The sequence below is a fragment of the Centipeda noxia ATCC 43541 genome (genome assembly GCF_000160555.1).
Taxonomy (GTDB): domain Bacteria; phylum Bacillota; class Negativicutes; order Selenomonadales; family Selenomonadaceae; genus Centipeda; species Centipeda noxia.
In genome coordinates, this window is sequence record NZ_GG749278.1 from 232,840 (window position 1) to 253,718 (window position 20,879).

The 20,879-nt window shown below is 57.6% G+C and carries 21 protein-coding genes; 5 read left to right on the top strand and 16 right to left on the bottom strand.

The features are described from left to right. Positions 1-12: 12 nt before the first annotated feature. The 7 genes from HMPREF7545_RS01180 to serS form a co-directional block, all read right to left on the bottom strand. Complete coding sequence (locus tag HMPREF7545_RS01180; RefSeq protein WP_006693831.1) at positions 13-1,293, bottom strand: MlaD family protein; 1,281 nt, start codon at positions 1,291-1,293, stop codon at positions 13-15. Further along, the gene (locus HMPREF7545_RS01185; protein ID WP_006693832.1) at positions 1,290-2,036 is read right to left on the bottom strand and encodes an ABC transporter ATP-binding protein; all 747 of its coding nucleotides are present in this window, start codon (positions 2,034-2,036) and stop codon (positions 1,290-1,292) included. The genes HMPREF7545_RS01180 and HMPREF7545_RS01185 overlap by 4 nt, the downstream gene beginning before the upstream one ends. A 12-nt stretch (positions 2,037-2,048) precedes the next feature. Next, a complete protein-coding gene (locus HMPREF7545_RS01190; protein ID WP_040571085.1) occupies positions 2,049-2,816 on the bottom strand; it encodes an MlaE family ABC transporter permease in 768 nt (255 codons plus the stop codon). Between the two features lie 124 nt (positions 2,817-2,940). After that, positions 2,941-3,612 carry a ribonuclease HI gene (rnhA, locus tag HMPREF7545_RS01195; RefSeq protein ID WP_006693834.1) on the bottom strand — a complete coding sequence of 224 codons (672 nt, stop codon included), beginning with the start codon at positions 3,610-3,612 and terminating at the stop codon, positions 2,941-2,943. Between the two features lie 11 nt (positions 3,613-3,623). Beyond that, on the bottom strand, positions 3,624-4,325 hold the full coding sequence (locus HMPREF7545_RS01200) for an acyloxyacyl hydrolase (RefSeq protein WP_006693835.1): 702 nt from the start codon (positions 4,323-4,325) through the stop codon (positions 3,624-3,626). Positions 4,326-4,327: 2 nt separating this feature from the next. After that, on the bottom strand, positions 4,328-4,882 hold the full coding sequence (locus HMPREF7545_RS01205; RefSeq protein WP_006693836.1) for a UbiX family flavin prenyltransferase: 555 nt from the start codon (positions 4,880-4,882) through the stop codon (positions 4,328-4,330). Next, positions 4,879-6,150, bottom strand: coding sequence for a serine--tRNA ligase (gene serS, locus HMPREF7545_RS01210; protein ID WP_006693837.1), 1,272 nt, complete (start codon positions 6,148-6,150; stop codon positions 4,879-4,881). The genes HMPREF7545_RS01205 and serS overlap by 4 nt, the downstream gene beginning before the upstream one ends. A 135-nt stretch (positions 6,151-6,285) precedes the next feature. Here serS and HMPREF7545_RS01215 point away from each other — a divergent pair, with 135 nt between their 5' ends. Then, positions 6,286-7,392, top strand: coding sequence for an A/G-specific adenine glycosylase (locus tag HMPREF7545_RS01215; protein WP_006693838.1), 1,107 nt, complete (start codon positions 6,286-6,288; stop codon positions 7,390-7,392). Positions 7,393-7,501: 109 nt separating this feature from the next. On the opposite strand, the gene hutW is transcribed toward HMPREF7545_RS01215, so the two are convergent. Continuing rightward, a complete protein-coding gene (gene hutW, locus HMPREF7545_RS01220) occupies positions 7,502-9,157 on the bottom strand; it encodes a heme anaerobic degradation radical SAM methyltransferase ChuW/HutW (RefSeq protein ID WP_006693839.1) in 1,656 nt (551 codons plus the stop codon). Then, entirely contained in the window at positions 9,154-9,654 is a 501-nt protein-coding gene (locus HMPREF7545_RS01225; RefSeq protein ID WP_006693840.1) for a flavodoxin family protein, read from the bottom strand. The genes hutW and HMPREF7545_RS01225 overlap by 4 nt, the downstream gene beginning before the upstream one ends. Before the next feature lie 422 nt (positions 9,655-10,076). Between HMPREF7545_RS01225 and HMPREF7545_RS01230 the strand changes: the two genes are divergently transcribed. Continuing rightward, on the top strand, positions 10,077-10,271 hold the full coding sequence (locus HMPREF7545_RS01230; protein ID WP_006693842.1) for a hypothetical protein: 195 nt from the start codon (positions 10,077-10,079) through the stop codon (positions 10,269-10,271). Positions 10,272-10,364: 93 nt separating this feature from the next. Here HMPREF7545_RS01230 and HMPREF7545_RS01235 read toward each other — a convergent pair whose 3' ends face one another. Beyond that, positions 10,365-11,633, bottom strand: a complete 1,269-nt coding sequence (locus tag HMPREF7545_RS01235) for a class I SAM-dependent methyltransferase (RefSeq protein ID WP_006693843.1) — start codon at positions 11,631-11,633, stop codon at positions 10,365-10,367. A gap of 231 nt (positions 11,634-11,864) precedes the next feature. On the opposite strand from HMPREF7545_RS01235, the gene HMPREF7545_RS01240 reads away from it, so the two are divergent. Next, on the top strand, positions 11,865-12,218 hold the full coding sequence (locus HMPREF7545_RS01240) for a hypothetical protein (protein WP_006693844.1): 354 nt from the start codon (positions 11,865-11,867) through the stop codon (positions 12,216-12,218). Between the two features lie 58 nt (positions 12,219-12,276). Here HMPREF7545_RS01240 and HMPREF7545_RS01245 read toward each other — a convergent pair whose 3' ends face one another. Continuing rightward, positions 12,277-14,274 carry a methyl-accepting chemotaxis protein gene (locus tag HMPREF7545_RS01245; protein WP_006693845.1) on the bottom strand — a complete coding sequence of 666 codons (1,998 nt, stop codon included), beginning with the start codon at positions 14,272-14,274 and terminating at the stop codon, positions 12,277-12,279. A gap of 279 nt (positions 14,275-14,553) precedes the next feature. Here HMPREF7545_RS01245 and HMPREF7545_RS01250 point away from each other — a divergent pair, with 279 nt between their 5' ends. Beyond that, entirely contained in the window at positions 14,554-15,291 is a 738-nt protein-coding gene (locus HMPREF7545_RS01250) for a hypothetical protein (RefSeq protein WP_006693846.1), read from the top strand. An 86-nt stretch (positions 15,292-15,377) separates the two neighbouring features. Here the strand turns inward: HMPREF7545_RS01250 and HMPREF7545_RS01255 are convergent, their stop codons facing one another. From HMPREF7545_RS01255 to HMPREF7545_RS01275, 5 genes are read right to left on the bottom strand one after another with little or no spacing between them, the layout of a single operon-like run. After that, positions 15,378-16,142, bottom strand: coding sequence for an amino acid ABC transporter ATP-binding protein (locus tag HMPREF7545_RS01255; RefSeq protein WP_006693847.1), 765 nt, complete (start codon positions 16,140-16,142; stop codon positions 15,378-15,380). A 19-nt stretch (positions 16,143-16,161) separates the two neighbouring features. Continuing rightward, on the bottom strand, positions 16,162-16,869 hold the full coding sequence (locus tag HMPREF7545_RS01260) for an amino acid ABC transporter permease (protein ID WP_006693848.1): 708 nt from the start codon (positions 16,867-16,869) through the stop codon (positions 16,162-16,164). Beyond that, on the bottom strand, positions 16,853-17,623 hold the full coding sequence (locus HMPREF7545_RS01265) for an amino acid ABC transporter permease (protein ID WP_040571086.1): 771 nt from the start codon (positions 17,621-17,623) through the stop codon (positions 16,853-16,855). Before HMPREF7545_RS01265 ends, HMPREF7545_RS01260 begins: the two co-directional genes overlap by 17 nt. A gap of 24 nt (positions 17,624-17,647) precedes the next feature. After that, positions 17,648-18,514: a transporter substrate-binding domain-containing protein gene (locus HMPREF7545_RS01270; protein ID WP_006693850.1), complete on the bottom strand. Its 867-nt coding sequence runs from the start codon at positions 18,512-18,514 to the stop codon at positions 17,648-17,650. 15 nt (positions 18,515-18,529) lie between these two features. Further along, entirely contained in the window at positions 18,530-19,534 is a 1,005-nt protein-coding gene (locus tag HMPREF7545_RS01275) for a uroporphyrinogen decarboxylase family protein (protein WP_006693851.1), read from the bottom strand. 187 nt (positions 19,535-19,721) lie between these two features. Between HMPREF7545_RS01275 and HMPREF7545_RS01280 the strand changes: the two genes are divergently transcribed. Further along, on the top strand, positions 19,722-20,876 hold the full coding sequence (locus HMPREF7545_RS01280) for a trans-sulfuration enzyme family protein (protein ID WP_006693852.1): 1,155 nt from the start codon (positions 19,722-19,724) through the stop codon (positions 20,874-20,876). Positions 20,877-20,879: the final 3 nt, after the last annotated feature.

Below are 20,879 nucleotides of genomic sequence, written 5' to 3' on the forward strand. Positions count from 1 at the left end.
ATGCGGCAGGACTTAAAACTCCTGCCGCACGCCCGTGTAGAATGCGCGGTGCCTGCTGTCGTTCACGTCGTTCCACTCACCGAAAAGATACGTTCCGCCGCGCAGCTGATACTGTGCGCGCAGACGGAGGGTCACGTCATTCGGATCGTAGGCGTCAGCGGAGAACTTGAACTTTTCCCCCGCATAGGCGTCAAGTCCGATGCCGGCCGCGCCCGCCACGACGCCCGCACGCGCGCCGAACGATGTGCCGCGCGTACCGACCTGCGCGTTGAACTTGTCTCCGCCGCCGATGTCGTCAACGCCAAACGTTGCATACAGCCCCTTTGCCTCTCCGATGTCGAGGTTAAAGTTCGTCCGCCAGTCATCCGCTTTGCCGCTGTATATCGCGTCTACTTTCGGCGTCACCTTGATATTGCCGAGGCGTCCCATGAGACCGTTCGTCTTATCCGTCATTGTGCGTGCGTTGTGGATGAGCGCACGTGCATCCTCCTGCGTCTTCGGATCGCCGGCGACGGACTCGATTCCCTCGGCAATGCGTGCAATGCGCCCGGATGCCTCGGTGATATTCGCGAGTGTCTTTTTGAGGTTCTCCGCCGTCGCGGGGTCGGCGCCGACGGTCTCGAGGTTCGACACGATGCGCTCGACGCTCGCCGTTGTCTGTGCGAGGTTCGCAGCCATCGTGTTCATCTGTGCGAGCATCCCCTGCAGATTGCCGCGATTCTCCGCCGCCATCTGCTCAAGCGTTGCGGTCAGCCCGTCAAGATGCGCCGTCATATGCTCCATGTTGGACACGAGCTGCACCACCGATGTCTGGAATCCGGGCGCTCCTACGATGGAATTGATGGAGGTGAGCATCTCCTGGACGAGGATAATCATTTTATTCAGCTCGGTGAACATGGCATCCATGCCCATCTCGTCTGCGCCGTAGAGATAGTCACCGTTCCCATAGTAATCCGTCGCGGAGGACGGCGTGATGATGACGAATTTATCCCCCATGATGCCGGGCTGCGCGATGGTGACGGACGAGCCGCGCGGAATCTTCACGCCGTTCTGGATCACCATGGAGACGGTGACGCCTGTGCCGTCGCTCGCGATATCCTCTACGCGCCCGACGGGAACGCCCGCAAGGAGCACCTGGGCCTCGGGATTGAGCCCGATCGCGCGGCCAAAGCCGGCGTACAGCGTATAGTCATGGCTCCCGCTGAAACGCAGTCCGCCGAAGAACACAACAACCGCGATAAGGAGCGCTGCTCCCCCCAGCGTAAAGGCGCCGACCTTTGCCTCAGCACTCATGCTCCTGCCTCCCTTCGGTGATGCAGCGTACGGAAAAATGCCTGTACGCGCTCATCCACTATATTCTGAAAACGCTCGACGGTATCCACCGCTATCAGCTCTCCATCGTAAATCATGGCGATGCGGTCGGCGATGCGGCTCGCGCTGACCATATCATGCGTAACGACAACGGAGGTCACGTCAAGTTTCCTCTGCATGTCGATGATGAGCTCGTCGATCTTCGCCGTCATGATCGGATCGAGCCCCGAACTCGGTTCGTCATAGAAGATGATCTCCGGATCGGTCGCGATCGTCCGCGCGAGCCCGACGCGTTTTTTCATGCCGCCGGAGAGCTCCTGCGGCATCATCTCTTCCACGCCGGGGAGTCCGACAAGTTCCAGCTTTTCCGCGACGATGTGCCGGATCTCATCATCCCCCTTGTCCGTATGCTCACGCAGTCCGAACGCAACATTTTCGCCCACGCTCATCGAGTCAAAGAGCGCAGAGTACTGGAACACCATGCCCATGCGCAGGCGCACGCGGTCGAGCACATTCTCGCTCATCGCAGTGATGTTGTCGCCGCCGATATGGATCTCGCCCCCGCTGGGGCGGTCCAGTCCGATCATCAGACGCAGGAGCGTGGACTTGCCCGAGCCCGAGCCGCCGATGATGGCGATGGTCTCTCCCTTTTCGATCGTCAGGCTGATGTCCTTCAGCGCCACTTTTTCCCCGAAGCGCTTCGAGACATTTTTCAGTCGTATCATAGCGCCCCCTACCTAAAACAGGAAAAACGTCAAAACGGCGTTCAGGATAAAGATGACGATGATGGACGTGACGACAGTATGCATCGTTGCTTTGCCGACGCCCTCCGCGCCGCTCGGCGCGTTCAGCCCGTAGTGGCAGCCGAGAACGGCGATGACATTGCCGAAGAAGATCGCCTTGATGAGGCCGCCCGTCATATCGTAAATCAGCGCAAACTGCGTGATGGAGTTGGTAAAGGTATATGCGGAGATCCCCGAGTAGTACACCGCCGTGAGATAGCCGCCGAGAACACCGATCACGTCGCCGAACACGGTGAGGATCGGTACGACGACCATACACGCAAGCATGCGCGGCACGATGAGATAGTTGACGGGACTGACGGCCATGACGCGCAGCGCATCGATCTGCTCCGTGACCTTCATCGTCGAGACCTCGGCTGTAATCGCCGCGCCCACGCGCCCTGCACAGACAACGCCGACGAGAACGGGGCCGAGCTCGCGCCCGATGCCGATCGCAATGACTGCGCCGACCGTACTCTGCGCACCGTAGCGGATAAACTCATGCGCGATCTGGAGCGTCAGCACGACGCCGGTAAAGAGGAGCGTGAGCCCGACGATAAGGAGGGAGTCCGCGCCGAGATGTGCCATCTGATAGATGATGCTCCGCACGCGCAGACGGCGCGTAACCTGCCGGATCGTCTCCCCATAGAGTAGGGTAACACGCCCGATATTCGCCAAATGCGTGAGAACGAACGCCCCCACTGCCTCTAATATGCGCTGCACCGTCTTCCCTCCTCCCCCAGTTTTTATATATGCCTCGACCGCCGCAGGCAGCTGCCTTCCCTCGTCACTGCAGGGCCTGTACCCGGCAGCGGGCAGAAGCAATGCCCGATAGGGACGCTCAGCATCAGCGTCTGTACTGCTCCGCCTCTGCGCGGGCGAGTGCATCACAGCGCTCGTTGCGCGGATTTCCCGCATGGCCCTTCACCCAATGGAACTGCACATGCCGCTCTGCGAACGCTGCATCAAGCTGCATCCAGAGGTCCTGATTGAGCACGGGTTCGCCGTCCGCTTTTCTCCAACCGCGCTTTTTCCATGCGGGCAGCCAGAACTTCGTGAATGCATTCTTCAGATACTGACTGTCCGTATAGAGCGCGATGCGCGCACCTGCCGGCACGGATGTGACCGCCGTCAGCGCCGCAGTCAGCTCCATGCGGTTGTTCGTCGTCTCCGCCGCGCCGCCGCTCCGCTCCTCGACATCGCCTGTTGCAACCGTCTCAATGACGGCAGCCCAGCCGCCCGGCCCGCCCGGATTGCGCAGGCAGGAGCCGTCCGTGTGGATGATGTAATCCGCATCAAGCGGCCTCGATGTCTCTGCCGCAGCGCTCTTCTTCACGGTGCGCTCACCGGCCGCGGCAGTATTGTCTCCCCCCGCAAGCCAGGCGCGTGCCTCATCCTCTGTCATAAAGCCCTTGTAAACAGCGCCTTGAAAGCCCTGCACCTGCGCCGAGCAGTCTGCCCACGCCGTGAAGATGCCGTTCTTTCGCCCGTGCTTGACCGCATAATATTTCTTTGCCACAAATACGCCCTTTAGTACGAATAGCGATAGCCGATCGAGAGCCCCACGCCGTTGTACCCCGGATTTTTCGTCCGCTGTCCGTTCGACACATGGTGTCCGAGATACGCGATGCTGAGCGCGTTCCGATCATTGAAGTTGTAGGTCAGACGCGGCCCGACACGCCACATAAAGCCGTAGTTCCGCGTATGCGCGGGATGCACCTTGTTGTAGACGAGAACAGCGCCCGTCGCGTCGAAGGACGCCTCCCATTTCTTCCCGAGCGGTTTCGTCCAGCGTACCATATAGGCAGGTCCCGCGCCGACGGCGGACGAGTCGAGCTCGATGTCCGGCCGATCCTTCTCCGCCCACGAACCGACAGGCCGCGAGACCGTCACGCCCCAATGCAGCGACATGCCGTGCATCTCCTTGTACTGGCGGAATACGTGCAGATTGTAAAGATCAATATGCCGGCGCGCACCGCGCTGCTTCAGATAGTCCATCTGGATCTCCGCCTTGCGGTTCTTTTCCTCCGCGGAGCCCATGTGCATCTGCGTTTTCTGCGGCTCTTCCTTTGTCTGCGGCTCTTCCTTTGTCTGCGGCTGCTGCTGTACCGCAGCCGCATGTCCGCCCTCGCCGATACCGACGGTGTTTTCCGCCGCCTCGGTCACAACGGGTATCGAGAGTGCTCCCGCGAGCAGCAGAGCAGCAACATATCCTGTTTTCTTCGTCATCATAGTTACCTCCAGCGTGTAAAGAGTTCCGCCTCTATGCCGAGGCGGTCGAGTATCTTTCCCACCATCATGTTGACGAGATCGTCCAGCGTCTCCGGCCGATGATAAAAGCCCGGTGCGGCCGGCATCACAATCGCGCCCGCACGCGCCAGGCGCAGGAGATTTTCAAGGTGAATCTCGTGCATTGGCGTTTCCCTTGGCACGAGGAGGAGACTGCGCCCCTCCTTGAGTGTTACATCCGCCGCGCGCGTGAGAAGGTCGTCCGTAACCCCGTGCGCGATCGCCCCCGCCGTCTTCATTGAGCAGGGCAGAACGACCATCGCGTCTGTGCGGAACGATCCGCTCGCGAGTGCCGCACCCACATCCTCGTTCGGATAGAGGACTGTGACGCGGCGCGCGAGATCCTCCTCCGTGACGCCGCACTCATAGTCGAGTACCTGCCGCCCGCTTGCCGTCAGAACGGCATGCACCTCCATGCCCAGATCCCTGAGCACGTCAATGAGACGAACGGCGTAGCAGCTGCCGCTTGCGCCCGTGATTCCAACGATCAGCCGCTTCATCGGATGACCGTCACCCCGCCCATATAGGGCACGAGCGCTTTCGGCACCAGAACAGAGCCGTCCGCCTGCTGATTGTTCTCGAGGATCGCCGCCACCGTCCGTCCGACAGCGACGCCCGAACCGTTCAGCGTATGCAGGAAGGCAGGCTTTGCCCCGCGTTCCGGACGGTACTTGATATTCGCGCGGCGCGCCTGGTAGTCCGTACAGTTCGAGCAGGATGAGATCTCGCGGTATTTATTCTGTGCCGGCATCCATACCTCGAGGTCGTAAGTCTTCGCCGAGGTAAAGCTCATATCGCCCGTGCAAAGCTGAATGACGCGGTACGGGAGCTCGAGTATTTTGAGCACATCCTCGGCTGCCTCCACCATACGCTCGAGCTCGTCCCAGCTCGTCTCCGGCGTGACAAATTTGATCAGCTCTACTTTGTTGAACTGGTGCTGGCGAATGAGTCCGCGCGTATCGCGGCCCGCGCTGCCTGCCTCGGCACGAAAACACGCCGTATAGGATGTGTAGTATTCCGGCAGCTGCTCCGCCTCGAGGATCTCATCGCGGTGATAGTTCGTCGTCGGCACCTCCGCCGTCGGCACGAGGTAGTAGTCAAGGCCGTCGAGCTTGAACATATCTTCCGCAAATTTCGGCAGCTGCCCCGTGCCGATCATGCTGTCCTCATTCACGATGTAGGGCGCGAGCATCTCCGTATAGCCGTGCTTTTCCGCATGCAGATCCATCATGAAATTGATGCAGGCGCGCTCAAGGCGCGCGCCGAGGCCCTTGTAGAACATAAAGCGCGCGCCAGTCACCTTGGCCGCGCGCTCCGCATCGAGCACACCAAGTTTTTCCCCGATGTCCCAATGCGCCTGCGGCTCGAAATCAAACGTGCGCGGCGTGCCCCAGCGGCGCACCTCTGGGTTCTCCGTCTCGTCCGCACCGATCGGCACATCCGCCTTCGGCATATTCGGGATCTGGAGCAGGAGTTCACGCAGCTTCAGCTCCACATCGCGCAGATCCTCATCGAGCGCCGCGATCTCATCGCCGAGCTCGCGCATCTCCGCGACCGCTGCATCCGCACTCTCGCCCGCTTTCTTGCGCACGCCGATCTCTTTCGAGACCGCGTTGCGGCGTGCCTTCTTCTCCTCCACATCCTGCAGGATCGCGCGGCGGCGCTCATCGAGTTCCGTAAACGAGGAAAGGTCGAGCGCGTTGCAGCGGTTCTTCAGCATCGTACGCACCGCATCCAAGTTCTCGCGCACAAATTTCATATCCAACATCAGAAATCACTCCATCATGTAGATTTACTATGTGCCATGATAATACAAAGGCCGCCGTTTGTAAAGAAAAGTCCATTTCTTCATTCGCGTTTCACACATCTGTGGTAAAATACATATAAAAAGGAGAGCCTCTGAATGAAAATTCTACCGTGGGCGGAGAACTCCATCTTCCCCGTTCTCTGCAATACACTGCTTGCGTGGCGCAAATCTGCGCCCGACACGCGCGATCTGCCGTGGCGCGATGAGCCGACGCCCTATCATGTCTGGATCTCGGAGATCATGCTCCAGCAGACACGTGCCGCCGTCGTGCGCGCCTACTATCTCCGCTTCCTCGATGCCCTGCCGACGATCGCCGACCTCGCCGCATGCGATGACGATGCACTGATGAAACTCTGGCAGGGACTCGGCTATTACAGCCGCGCGCGCAATCTCAAACGCGCCGCCGAAACGATCGTCCGCGAACACAAGGGGCAGCTGCCCAGCGACTTCGATGCGCTGCTTGCCCTTCCCGGCATCGGCCGCTATACCGCGAGCGCCATCGCGTCCTTTGCCTACGGTCAGCCGCGCCCGGCCGTCGACGGCAACTTTCTGCGCGTCGCTGCGCGCGTCACGGCAAACGGTATCGATATCGCAAAGGACCCAAGCAAGCGCGCTCTCGAAGCGGCGCTCGCTCCCTCCTACCCGACGGGAAGAGATGCAGGATACCTCAACGAAGCCTTTATGGATCTTGGCGCGACGATCTGCCTTCCGAACGGCGCACCGCTCTGTCACACATGCCCGGCCGCCCGCCTCTGCCTTGCGCATGACCGCGGCACGGAGCAGGACTATCCCGTAAAAGCCGCGCTCAAAGCACGCCGCAAGGAAAGCCGAACCGTCCTCATACTCTCCTGCGGCGACCGCATCGCCATACGAAAAAGGCCTGCAAAGGGACTCCTCGCAGGCCTTTGGGAATATCCGAATATCGACGGGAAGCTGACAAAGCGCGCGGTGCGCGAACAGCTCACAGCCGAAGGCTTCCGCGTCCGCAGCATTATGCCGCTTCCTCCCGCGCGCCACATCTTCAGCCATATCGAATGGGAGCTCACCGGCTGGGCGGTCAGCGTCGCGGAGCGAAACGAATCTCCGCTGCTCGCGGCCGAGAGCGATGCAAATGCTCCGTCCGCCCTTCTCTGGGTACGCCGTGAAGAACTCGCCGCGGCGTACAGCATTCCCGCTGCATTCGGCTACTTTACGCCGCAGTGAAATATACGGCAAAATACAGAGATATATTTTCGCATGAAAACAGGTGCTGCGCCTCCCCTTCAGGAGAGACACAGCACCTGTTTTAACGCAATGCGTTTTTTATAATATATTACACAGCTTTTTCCATCTCACGCGCAGAGGTGCGCATGACGGTATTGAGGTCGGGCGCAGAAGCATCACTTGCGGCGCGCTCTTTCTCCCGACTCTTTTCGATGAGATTTTTCAGCATCTGCATATGCGGATGGCTCTCCAGCTCCGGCGTGAGCTTCCCCTGCAGCGCCGCCGCCATCTGCGGAGGCATGCCGTCGGGGAACATTTCCTCGAGCATGGAGCGCACTTCCTTGGGGATCATATCCTGCAGCGCAACATTCTCCTTGCGGAGCTTTACCGCGTCCTCCTGCGTGAGAGCATAGGCCTCGAGAAAACTCTGGATGAGATTGTCATGCCAGAATTCACCCGCGAGGGTCGAACGGAAGCCCGTCGCCGTGCGCATAACAAGGCCGTTCTCCTCCCATGCGGCGAGGAGTGGCGCAAGAGAGGAAAGGAGGTCGACGCCGTATTTCTTTTCGAAATAGGGCGCGTAGAAATAGCCGTGCTCGATCTGATCGCCGATCTCGCTGTGCATGCGGTGCGCATCCGCCTGCTCGCCCATGAACTGGAACGGCTTTGCTCCCTCCTCGACCATCTTTTCATACGCGGCGAGCGCACCGTGGTTGCGCCACATCACGTCCCCGACAAAGCCGCCCCCGCCCGAGCCGAAGGCAAGGACATCATTGCCGCGCTTTGCGAGGGTGTTATAGATGCTGCGCTCGCGGTGATCCGTTGCCCAGTGTGTAATATCAATACGCCGTGCCATCGGGTTTTCTGCAATAATCTCGACGCCGCGCCGGAAATATTCCGACTGCTCCTCCGTCGTCGGGAGGATCGGCAGATCGCCCGACTCGATGCGGCGCGCCAACTCGCTCGCAGGGAATACGTTGAGCTGGTAGAGATCACCGCCCGCAATTCCAATCTCGAACTGCGTGCGCACATCGTTCTCCCAGACCTCCATCGACTGATACGGCAAGCCGTAGATGAGGTCGGCAATGACGACGGCGCCCTGCCGCTCCACCATCCGACGGAGCGTTGCGATAACCGTCTCACGGTCGTCGATGCGTCCGATCGACTGGCGGACGCGCGTGTCAAAGGACTGCACGCCAAGCGAGAACCGGTTGACGCCCGCATGCATCGCCGCCTCCACCTTGCTCTCCGAAAGGTCGTGGATACGACCCTCGAGGGTGATCTCACAGTCGCTCGTGAGCGGCAGGCGTTCGCGTACCGCACGGACAAGGCGCACCAGATCAGCCTCACTGAGCGCCGTCGGGGTGCCGCCGCCAAAGAATACCGCCTGGAAGGGCGCGCCCATAACATAGGGCGTATCTGCCGCGGCATCCAGCTCCTCCAGGAGAACATCAACGTAATGATGCGCCGCCTCCTCCCGTGTGAAGTTTTGGAAAAATCCGCAGTAGCTGCATTTCTTATCGCAGAACGGGATGTGGATGTATACCGCACGCTCATCCGCGGGATCCGGCGCCGCTGCCATGTGCTCCTCCCAGATGCGCGCCTGCTCCGCCTTGTCCATGATCATGCGCTTGCCGCCCGCGCCGGGATGCACAACGCGCTTTTTCGTGAAGGCACAGCCAAGCGGGTTCTCCGACTTCGTTCCGAGCAGCCAGCCGCGCGCCTCTTCCGAGAGGGCGCCGATCTTATCCTGCAGCGTATTCATGCGAGCGCCTCCTTTGCAGCTGCGATCACCTTTGCAAAGTCTGCTGCATCCGGATGACTTTCCGCTGCCGCATAGCGCGCCGCACTCTCCGCGGTATAGGCGTGCACATTGTCCTTCGGCATGCTTTTGAACATTTCGATAAGCGCGGGATCAATCGCGCCCTGCACGAGAATCGCGCCGAGGATCTCATTCGACGGATCGAAGAGTGCGCGGATGTTCGCGATGCACTTTTCCGCATGCTCTGAGTCCGGCTCTGCGCCAAGGGTGCCATAGATGAATACGCGCCGTCCGCGCAGCGTCTCAATGTACTTCTTCGCCGCAGCGTCCGCTGTGCCTCGGTCAACCCACATGCCGACACAGAGATCGGCATTCTCCGGTACACCTGCCGTATCCTTTACGCTGCGGCAGGATGCGCCAAGTGCCTCCGCAAGATGCTCAGCGACTTTCTGCGTGTTCCCCGTACGCGAGGAATAGATCACAGCAATTTCGTTCTTCATAATAATATGCTCCTATATATCAATATGAATATATTCTCTTCTCGATTCACATATATAATATAACAGCTCTTCAAAAAAATCAAGTGTTTTCCATAAAAGTCATAAATAAAAATTATGAACTGCATTCAGTTTTCCAGACGGTATGCTTTTGCATAATATAGACAGATATTCTATATCAATTACATCTCTTTATTTTTCATGATATTGAGTTGGATTTTACTTCCTGCACATACTATTTTCCTTTTGTCAATTATAAATGAATATACAGGCTCTATGTTTCACTCCAATCTTTTATCAATAGTTATAAGTTATTCCATTTACAGATTGTTTTCATCGTGCAGGCGAGATATATGAGCGTGAAGATATTGACACCCATGATAAAATAATTATGGAATGCAGACACATTGATAGGAGGGTACCCTATGAAGAAAATCATTGCCGGTCTGTTCGCCGGCCTCATCCTTGCGGCCGGTGCACAGGCACTCGCATACGCCTGTGAGGACGGCGCATGCACTCTGCCGGAGCGTGAGGACAAGGCATACTGCTATGACAACAGCAGCGCTTACTGCTACGGCGACCGTGCACCACAGGCACGCGGCGGCGGCTGCGGCTGCTGACGCGAAGCGCTGAACGAACGAAAAAACGGTTCTATGTTGAAAGGTTGACACTTTCCAACATAGAACCGTTTTTTTATATTTACAATAATAAGCTCAGCGCTTCACCAATACGACGCTGCCCTTCATGATGGAGACAAGCTCCGTTTCCATGCCGATTTGATTGATATAATCCGCATATAAGCTGTCATCATCGGGGACCTTCCGCGCCGCAATACGCGCAATGCGTGCGCAGACCTCATAGGCATCGAGGGGCGCATCACGATAGGCAGCCTCAAACTGCTCCGGATTCAGCGAGGTCTCCAAGTCCTCCAAAATATAGATGCCGCCGCTCGGCAGCACATCGAACAGGGTAAACAACGCGAGGATCTGATGGCTGGTCATATGAGATGCATCGTCTATGATAATCTGAGGGCGTATATCTTTCAAACGCGAAACTGCATCCGTATTCGAAAGATCCGCCTGCAGAATATGAATCCGTTCATCCGCATATTGACTGCAGTGCTCCTCAATATCGACGCCGAAAATTTCTGCCTGCGGGAAATACTCCTGCCACATCCGAAGGCTTGCGCCCTTGAAAATGCCAAGTTCCAGCAGCCGCAGCGGGCGTGAGCGAAAGCGCTCCAAAAAGGACTCATACTTGCGGAGGTAATTGTGGATCATGCTGCACTTGTCCGTGCGGTATTTGATGCCGACAGCGTCAAGTCCCGAAGCATCGCGGAAATACCCTTGCGGCAAAGCCCCGTTCGGATTGATGCGTCTTTGGCTCCACGCATGGAGCAGGGAACTGCACGAGGTTTCGGCACGTCCCGCGCTGCGCGTAAAGACGGCGGCAGCAATCTCCCCGGCTGCGTCACTTGTCATCATCTCTAAACTGCATCCGGCAAACAACCTGGGAAGGTCATCCGCATCATAACGCCATACATCCTCATACGCATTGATCTCATGCCGTGCAGAGAGTTCCTGCGGAGTTCGTGCCGCCACAAAAATTTTCCCGCCCGGGCGGCACACCTCTTGGAGCTGTCGGACACCTTCGCAGATGTTGCGCGTCTTTTCCATCCCGCCGAGCACAATAATATAGCTATAGCGCGATGTGCCGACCGCCTGCTCTACATCCGTCAAATCGCAGAGCGAGTCCAGATCGTCCGAGTTAAAGAGCACAATATGGTCACATTTCGCAGCCCCTGCCTGCATGAGGCTTTCTTCCACGGCCTGTGCGTAAATCTTTCGCCAAAGTCCAACCCCGCCCATCGCACAGATGACCAGGCACTCTTTTCCTGCGATATCTTCCGGGGACAGTATGCCGCCGGACTGCAGTTTGATAAAAAAGATCTCTTCCGCTAAAAGTTTATCATAGGATTCCATCTGACATTCCCCACCACTTCTTTTGCCGCTGCTGTCCCAATTATTTTATCATCATATGTCCAAAATGCCAATCTCTCTCCTTATATCTGTTGCTGCGGAACAATGTGCCGAAAAACTGTGTGATCATGCAGGGTCTTTTCCGGATCAATGCAGCAGGATATATGCGCCTGACAGCGAATAGCAAAGAGAGAGAACTCTTTTGAATGCACAGTGAAACGGAGGCAGTGAGAAATGCCCGCACAGAAAAAAATCGCCCGGCAAACGTCCGCATCTCGATCAAAACCTCTCGCATGGTGGAAGAAGCTGGTGCTTGCGGTGTTCGGCACGTACATTGCAGCGAAGCTCTTCGGCATTCTCGTACCGGATAACGGCACCGCAGAATTTCCATCGCACACAGACCGGGATCGTCAGCAAAGCATACCGAACGGCCCGGCAGACGAATCCCCCGACGATACATGGGACCTCCCTGCGGATGACCGCTGCGAGGAGGAACACATCCATGAGAACGGCACGCCTCCCGGGTTTCATCTCTATGACGATTGGGATGACTGGGGGGAGGGCTACGACGACGACCATTTCAACTGATATAGAAGCAAAAACAGCTCATCCGTGCGGATGAGCTGTTTTCAGTACCGTATGTGATTTAGTTGAGCTTAAATGTCGCAACAGAGGCCTGCAGCTCATCTGCCATTTCAGAGAGCTTCTTGCTCGCCGAGGCGACCTCATGTACAGATGCGGTCTGCTCCTCGGTCGCAGCGGAGACGGTCTGCGTCTCATCTGCCAGGGAGGCCGCGACGCTCTCGATGCTGTGAACCGATTCGGTAATACGGCGGCTGCCTTCATTCGTCGCCGTAATCGCAGCGGTCGAGTACTCAATCTGCTTCATGAGCTCCGAGATCTGTGCAACGATCTCACGGAATGCGCTGCCCGCTTCGTTCACGGACGCCACGCTGTCAACGGTCATCGCCGTACCCGACTGCATGGAGACGACGGCCTCCTGCGTACGCTTCTGGATCTCGTTGATGATGGTCGTAATGTTCTCTGTCGCGCTGCCGGACTGTTCGGCAAGCTTGCGGACTTCCTCCGCAACGACCGCAAATCCGCGGCCGTGTTCTCCGGCACGTGCCGCCTCGATCGCGGCGTTGAGTGCGAGAAGGTTCGTCTGATCGGCGATACCGGAGATGGTATCGACGATCTCGCCGATCTGCTTTGACTGCTCGCCGAGCGCGCGGATAATGCTCTCGGTCTCCTTGACGGTCTGCTCGAGCTGGCTCATGTTGCCGACCGCATGCTCAACCTTGTCTGCGCCGACAGTTGCCGCGCTGTGCGCCGATTGCGACGCTTCCGTGATGCTCTTGGAGTTGTCGGACAGGATGGTGAGCTGACGGCCCATCTCTTCGACGACACGGATGGTATCCTGGACGGCTTCCTGTTGTTTTACCGTACCCTCTGCCACCTGCATGATCGAGTCTGCAACGAGGTTCGACGCCTGCGAGGTCTGCTCCGAGTTCTCCGTAAGCTGCTCGGATGCCGACGCCACGGACTCAGCGCTGTTCTTTGCGCCCCGCAGAACAGCAGAAAGGCGCTCGGTCATGTGGTTGAATGCCACTGCCATGCGGCCGATCTCATCGTTCGAATCGACAGCGAGCTTCTCGATCGTGAGATTCCCGCCTGCGATCTGCTCAGCAGCGCCGCCCATGCGAATGAGAGGCTCCGTTGCCTTGGCCGCGAGGAAGTACGCGAGCAGACCGGCACCTGCAACGAGAATGATGCCGAGGATAACAATGGGGATCGCCGCTTCAGCACCTGTGGAGATGACGTAGGAGCGCGGCGTCGCCGTCGCAATGACCCAGCCCGTGGTGGGGTTCTGCGCATAGCTCACATAGTACTGATTCCCGTCGAGGAGCTCGACCTCGGTTGTTCCCGACTTTCCTGAGAGTGCATCCTTGACAAAAGCAAATTCATTTTCATCTGTGCGGTCTTCTTCTTTCTCAACTTTTCGCCCGGAATGGGAAAGGAGTTTCCCCTGCCGGTCGATGATGAGGACGCTCGTATGATCATCGGCCGCCGACTTCACGAAGTCCGCCAGGACGCCGAGGTCATAGTCGCGCTGCGCCATGCCGATCGGCTGCTTCTGCGCGTTCAGTACGGGCACGGCAATGACGGAGATAAAACGCCCCGTCGCCTTGCTGATGACGACATCGGAGATGCTCTCCTTGCCCGCCATCGCATCCTTAAAATAGGCACGGGTTGACGTATTGACCGGCTCCTTGTGGTCGCTGCGCAGGAGCTGCTGCCCGTTCGTATCCGTGATAATAGTTGGATTGGAGTCCTTAAAAATCTCGTTTGTACGCACGAGCGAGCCGTCCATCTCCTCTGCCCCGACCGTCGGCTCCTGCAGATAGCGGATGGTCTCAGCGTTCACGGCGAGAGAGCGAATGCCGTTGCGGTTCTGCTCGAAAAGCCCCGTGATGTTGGAGTCGATCACGTTGACGCGCTGCTGGCTCACGAGCTCCAACTGTTCGATGCTTTTCTCCATCGTGCTGTAAAAATTGACACCAATGCTGATCAGCAGCGGAACAGCACTGATGAGGACGAGGATGGCAACCATCTTCGTCTTGACGCTTGCATTCTGAAACATCCCAACACCCCTTTTATTTAATAACCCCTACAATATTACACTTATATTATATCTATACTTTTATTAAATGTCACGCACTTTTATTTTGAAATATATTATTGTATATTACTGAATTATTGTATTTTTACAACATAATAGAGATTTATATTTTTGCTTTTCGCTTCCTTCGGATGATAAAAGCGGCACTGCCCGTCTTCTCTTCGCCGAATGACTTAATATGAAAGCATAGACGCCGATAATGTTATTAGGAAGAATCGTCCATGGATTGGAGATGACGGCATGAGCACGGTACATATTTCAAATAAGCTCTCGTTCCTGCACGGAGAAAATTCTGCGGCAGCGGGAAAATCTCCCGAGCGCAGACAGAATCCGGCAGCGGAAATTCTAGGCCATGCGGCCGAGGTCTATATCAGTGCAAAGGGAAAAGCCCTCAGCGAAAGCGACGATAGGGATGCGGATCTGACGCCTGCAGAGGCAGCTCTTGCGGCAAACGAGCGGGAACGTGCCGATAAGCATGCGAAGAAGGTGCAGGCGGAGGAGATCGAGAAACGCATCCGCACGGATACCGACCTCACGGACGAGGACAGGGCAAAGCTGCAAAAGCGTGCGGACGAACTGAAGCACGCAGGCATGACGGACGAGGACAAGCTGAGCGAACTCTATGCAAAGGCGAATGAACTTGAAAAGCGCGTGAAGGACGGCATCGTGACCGATCGGGAAATAGAGGAGCCGCTCAGCCTGTATCGTCAGCAGATCGGGCAGCTGAAAGGCACGATGCGGGAGAAATCCCTGCGCGATCTGAGGCTGCGCGGACAGGCCGTACAAGAGCGCGCCGACCGCGACGCGGAGATCACAAAGGCGCAGGAAAAGGAAACGGCAGAGCTTGAAGCGCTGCAGCCCGGCGATCTGTCCGCTCTTGCCGCGCTCAAAGAATACCAAAAAACCGCCGCCGGCAAGAAGAACGCCGATCGGAGCGGCATCGTCATCCCGACCAATAAGAACACGAACGACACATGAGCCGACTGCATCGCAAACGGCGGCAGCCCGCCGAGGAATAACCTCGGCGGGCTGCCGCCGTTTTTATTGATTTTCACACCGCCGGCTCAGATCAGAGCGGCCGGCTCATAGTCCTCGGGGAGGATGCGGCGGAGGAAGCGGCGCGTGCGGTCCTCGCGCGGCGCGGTAAAGATCCTGTGCGCGCTGCCCTCCTCGACAATAACGCCGTCCGACATAAAGATGACGTGCGTTGCAACATCCTGCGCAAACTTCATCTCATGGGTGACGACGATCATCGTCGTCCCCTCCTCGGCAAGCTGCTTCATCACCTGCAGCACCTCGCCGACGAGTTCAGGGTCAAGCGCAGAGGTCGGCTCATCAAAGAGGATGACGTCGGGCTTTGCCGCGATGGCACGCGCAATGCCGACGCGCTGCTGCTGCCCGCCCGAGAGCTGCGCGGGGTAGTAGTCGGCGCGGTTTTCCATGCCGACCTTGCGCAGCGCCTCCATCGCGGTCTCATGCGCCTGTGCTTTCGGGATGCCGCGCCCAACCGTGAGCCCGAGCGTTACATTCTCGAGCGCGGTCTTATTGGCAAAGAGGTTGTAGTTCTGAAAGACAAATCCCGTCTTCTTCCGCACATCCGCGACCGCCCGATGCGATGCCTCCGCAAGGGAAAGATGCACCCCGTGAAAATCCATCACGCCGCCGTCAGCGCGCTCGAGAAAGTTGAGGCAGCGCAGGAGCGTTGTCTTGCCGGAGCCGCTGGGCCCCAGGATGACGACGACGTCTCCCTTTTCGACGCTGAGGCTGACATCCTTCAGTACCTCCGTCTGCGCAAAACTCTTGCGTACATTTTGAACGTGCAGCAGCATATTCTCCCCTCCCAAAGCTCTAATTCTGACCGCGGAAAGCTCCGACGCGCCGCTCCGCTGCCGCAAAGAGCAGCTGAACGACGGTGCAGAGCACAAGATAGACAAGGAACACATCGAGATACGCCTCGATATAGTTGTAGCCGTAGGATGCGGCGACCTTTCCGACCGCCGTGATGTCCTTGACCGTCATGAGGAACGCGAGCGATGTTCCCTTGATGAGATTGACCGTAATGTTCGCGATGCTCGGCAGCGCCACGACGAGCGCCTGCGGGATAATAACGTGCAAATAGGTCTGCAGCTCGCTGAGCCCGCCCGCCAGTCCCGCCTCCAGCTGTCCCTTCGGGATGGCAAGGAGTGCCGAGCGGAACGCCTCCGTCAGGAGCGCGATCGTATTGATCGTAAAGATGAAGACGGCGTACCAGAAGGGATCGACCGCCTCAAACACATTGATCTCAAGCCCTATGTCCTTCACGAGCACGTTGAGCAGACTCGGCAGGAGGCTGTACAGCAAAAGAATCTGCAGAATCAGCGGCGTACCGCGGACAAACGAGACATAAAAGCGCGCGATGCTCCCGCCGACGCGATAGCCGCGTACGCGCAGAACGGCGAAATAAAACCCAACGGGCGCCGCAAAAATGAGTGCGAGCGCTGTCAGCGAGAGCGTGACGCCTGCTCCCTGCCATACAAGCAGGAAGGTCTCCTGCATAAAGTCAAGATCCAGCTCCAACGGCGTCCCCTCCTCTCAGCTGCGTTCCCCCGTGCTTTTCGGCAGACGCTGCGCGCAGACTCGTCCCTTTGTCCAGACGCTTCTCCAGCCAGTGAAAGACTTGTTCCAGGAGGAGCACCATCACCCAGTAGACGAGCATGCAGGCAAGATAGATCTCAATGCCGTACGCGCCAAAATTCTGCGCGATGATGAGATTTCCCTTGCCGATGAGATCAATCAGACCTATCGTATAGGCGAGCGATGCCTCCTTGAGCAGATTGATCGCCGCGTTGCCGAAGTTCGGCAGCGCAATGATCGCCGTCTGCCCCAGCATCACGTGGCGGAACGCCTGAAACGGCGTGAGTCCTGCGCTTACCGCGGCCTCATACTGTCCGCGCGGGACAGCGGAATACGCTGCACGAAACACCTCCGAGATGTATGCGCCAAAGAGCAGCGTAAACGTGATGATCGCAAAGACGGCCCGGTGCATCGCATTCATATCGTAGCCGAACATCGTATCCAGCAGTTTCGGCAAACCATAGAATACAATGAACAGCAGGACAATCGACGGTGTACAGCGCATGACATACACATAGCCGACAACAAGCCAGCGCAGGGGTGCCGGGCCGCCGAGATTCGCCCATGTGATCAGAGCGCCGAGCAGCGAGCCGAGTGCTATGCTGACGAAACCGACGAGCAGAGTCACATCGAGATAGGAAAGAAGATCCGGCATCACCTGTCCGATCATGCCAATGTCAAATGCCCGTGTGTCCACCCTTCGTCCCCCTCAATTCACAGCTTACTTCAGATAATCAGAGAGGCTCTCTCCAAAATATTTCTGCTCCAGCTCCGCGATCTTGCCCTCGGCGCGCAGTTCCTCGATCGCCTTGTCGTACTCATCCGCAAACGCCTGCTCCTTCTTGTTGAAAATCGGGTAGGTCGGAATGCCCTTGTAGCGGATATAGGTCAGCCTGTCGTTGAACTGATGATAGGGCGCATCCGCGTTCGCGATGTTGTTCTTGTAGCTCAGCTCAACCTCGAAATAACCGTCATACCGTCCCTCCAAGACCCAGCTGTATGCGTCCGCAACTTGGAACGACTCGGATGAGGTCAGCTGGATCTGGTTGTCGGGGTTCTCCTTATTATAGGTGTCAATGACCATGTAGCGCGCATCCTGCGGCGCGATCGGCACAAGCTTTCCGCTGAACTTCGCAAAGGACGGGAGATCCGTGATCTCACCCGCATTCTCCTTGCGGATCGCAAGGCCAATGACGCTGGCGCCGATGTTATTCTTCGGGAAGACATATTTCTTCTTGCGCGCGTCCGTGATCCAAATCCCCTTGGTACCGACCGTGTATTTCCCCGACTCGACGCCGATCAGCAGATCGTCGTCCGAGGTCGGTACAAACTGGAACTCGTACTGCGGCAGCTTCTTTGCCACTTCCTTCATCACAGCGACCTCAAAGCCGTCGGATTCCCCCTTCTCATTGACGAAGTCATAGGGCACATAGTAGTTCGTATGTGCGACGGTAATGACCTTCTTGCCGTCCGCAGACTTCGCGCCGCCGTCTGCACCGCTCTCCTTGCCGCAGCCGGCGAGTCCTGCAGCAAGTGCCGCTGCGATCAGTCCCGTAAGTGCCGCCTTGCCGATTTTCTTGAAATTCATCGTACTTCCTCCCTCTTAGGCCCCGCGCGCCGCGCTGCGCACCCACTCAAACCGCTGCCAGTCCGTATCCGAAGGTACGGTGCAGTCTGCACCGAGGATAACGCCGGTACGCCCCGCCGCCGCAAGAATGCGGCGCGTCTCCGCCTCGACCTCTGCGCGCGTGCCGCTGCAGAGGACATCATTCGGCAGATTGCCGAATCCGCCGAGCAGCGCATGCTGCGGGAAAATCTTCTTTCCCTCTTCGAGCGGAACGCCCTCGACAACCGCCGCCCAGTTGATCGTCTTCGCCTCGTAGTCCTTGTACCAGTCGAGCTCATTGCGATGCCCGAGATAGCCGCAGATGTGCAGAATGTTGTACGCACTCGCATGATTCGCCGCACGCAGGATCTCCTTCTCGCCCGGCGCAAACACTTCATCGTAAAGCGCACGATCCGCACTCCCCGCAAGGTTCTGAAGGCTGAAGTAGACGCCCGTCGCGCCGCCTTCTTTGATAATGCGCTCTGCGAGTTTTGCAATATCGGCGGAGATGACATCGAATGCGGCGCGCACCGCAGCCTTGTCCTCCTGGATCAGTTGGGCAAGGAATTTCTCATTCTCAGAGATTGTGCCCGGGCGGACGAACTTCAAAATCGTCCCCGCGCAAAAGAGGTTGTAGAACATGGCAATATCGCTGCCGTAACGCCGCGTGAGCTCCTTGGCATAGGCAACCTGGCGGACAAAATACGGATCGTCGTCCGAAAGCGGCTGTATCTTTGCAAGTTCCGCCGCCGTCGTCGCCTTTTGGATCGCGGGATTGCGATAGGCGAAAAAGCCGTCCGTCATGATCTTTACAAAATCCGGCTGGACCTCGTCAATGTAGCGAATCTCGCCCTCGAGCAGCTGCTTTTCGAGCTCCGGATGCGTGAACGCGTCCGCATGCGTCTCATCTTTGAGGAAGTGGAACCAAAAGCCCGACGGCACACGTTCCACCTCTTTGCGGTCCATTGCATTCAGAACCAGCTCTTTCTTCGATAGCGCCATAATGTTACTCCCTTTCGTAAAACATTGTTTGTATATAGGTTTTTACTTTATTGTTTCGTCATCATACAACAGATTAACATAGTTGTCAAGCAGGTTTTATATATTTTTTGATTGACAGAGTGTCCGCATGGCTATTATAATGTCATCAACCATATGATAGAAGCAATGCATCAGGGGAGGATATATTATGAAAGATTTCTCTGCAGAGGTACACGGCTGTCACCGCTACGATGCGACGGGGGCACTCAGCAGCCCCGTCTATCTGTCGGCGACGTTCCGCCATCCCGCATTCCGTCAGAGCACCGGCTATGACTACGGCCGCGTCGCGAATCCGACGCGCAGTGCTCTCGAGCAGGCAGTTGCGCTCCTCGAGGGCGGGGGGCGCGCATGGGCGCTCTCCTCGGGAATGGCCGCGATCAATCTTGTCTTTGCCCTCTGCAGTCCGGGCGACCACGCACTCCTGCCCGAGGATCTCTACGGCGGTACCGTACGCCTCGCAAATGATATATACAGCCGTTACGGCATCACCTTCGACTATGTCGATATGCGCGACACGGCGCTCGTCCGTGCGAAGATGCGCCGTGAGACGAAGGTCGTCCTCATCGAGACGCCCTCCAACCCGATGATGTTCATCACGGACATCCGTGCGCTTGCGGATATCGCCCACGAGTACAAGGCTCTGCTTGTCGCAGACAACACATTTCTCTCTCCGCATTTCCAAAAGCCGCTCGATCTCGGCGCAGATATCGTTGTCGAGAGCGGCACGAAGTATCTCTGCGGCCACAATGACGTGATCTGCGGCTTCCTTGCGGTAAAGGATGCAGAATCCGATCTCGCAAAGGAACTCGAACTGCTGGTCAAATCCGAGGGGCCGAATCTCTCCCCGATGGACTCCTGGCTGATGCTGCGCAGTCTCAAGACGCTGGGTGTCCGCATCGAGCGCCAGTCAGAGAGCGCTCTTACGATCGCAAAGTGGCTGCCCTCCCTGCCCGAGGTTACGGACGTCTACTATCCGGGTCTCTCCGATCATCCGGGCTTCGCTCTTCAGCAGAGCCAGAGCAAAGGATTCGGCGGCATGATCTCCTTTAAGGTGCAGACAGCCGCGATTGCGCAGAACGTCCTCGCACATCTGAAGCTCATCGCGTTCGCTGAGAGCCTCGGCGGCGTCGAGAGTCTCCTCACCTATCCCATCGTCCAGACCCATGCAGAGATGCCGCATGAGCTGATTGAGCGCACGGGGCTCGACGATCGCCTCCTGCGCCTGTCCGTCGGTCTTGAGGACGCGGACGATCTGAAGGACGATCTCGCGCAGGCACTGCACGCTGCCGCGCAGAAAGGATAACGA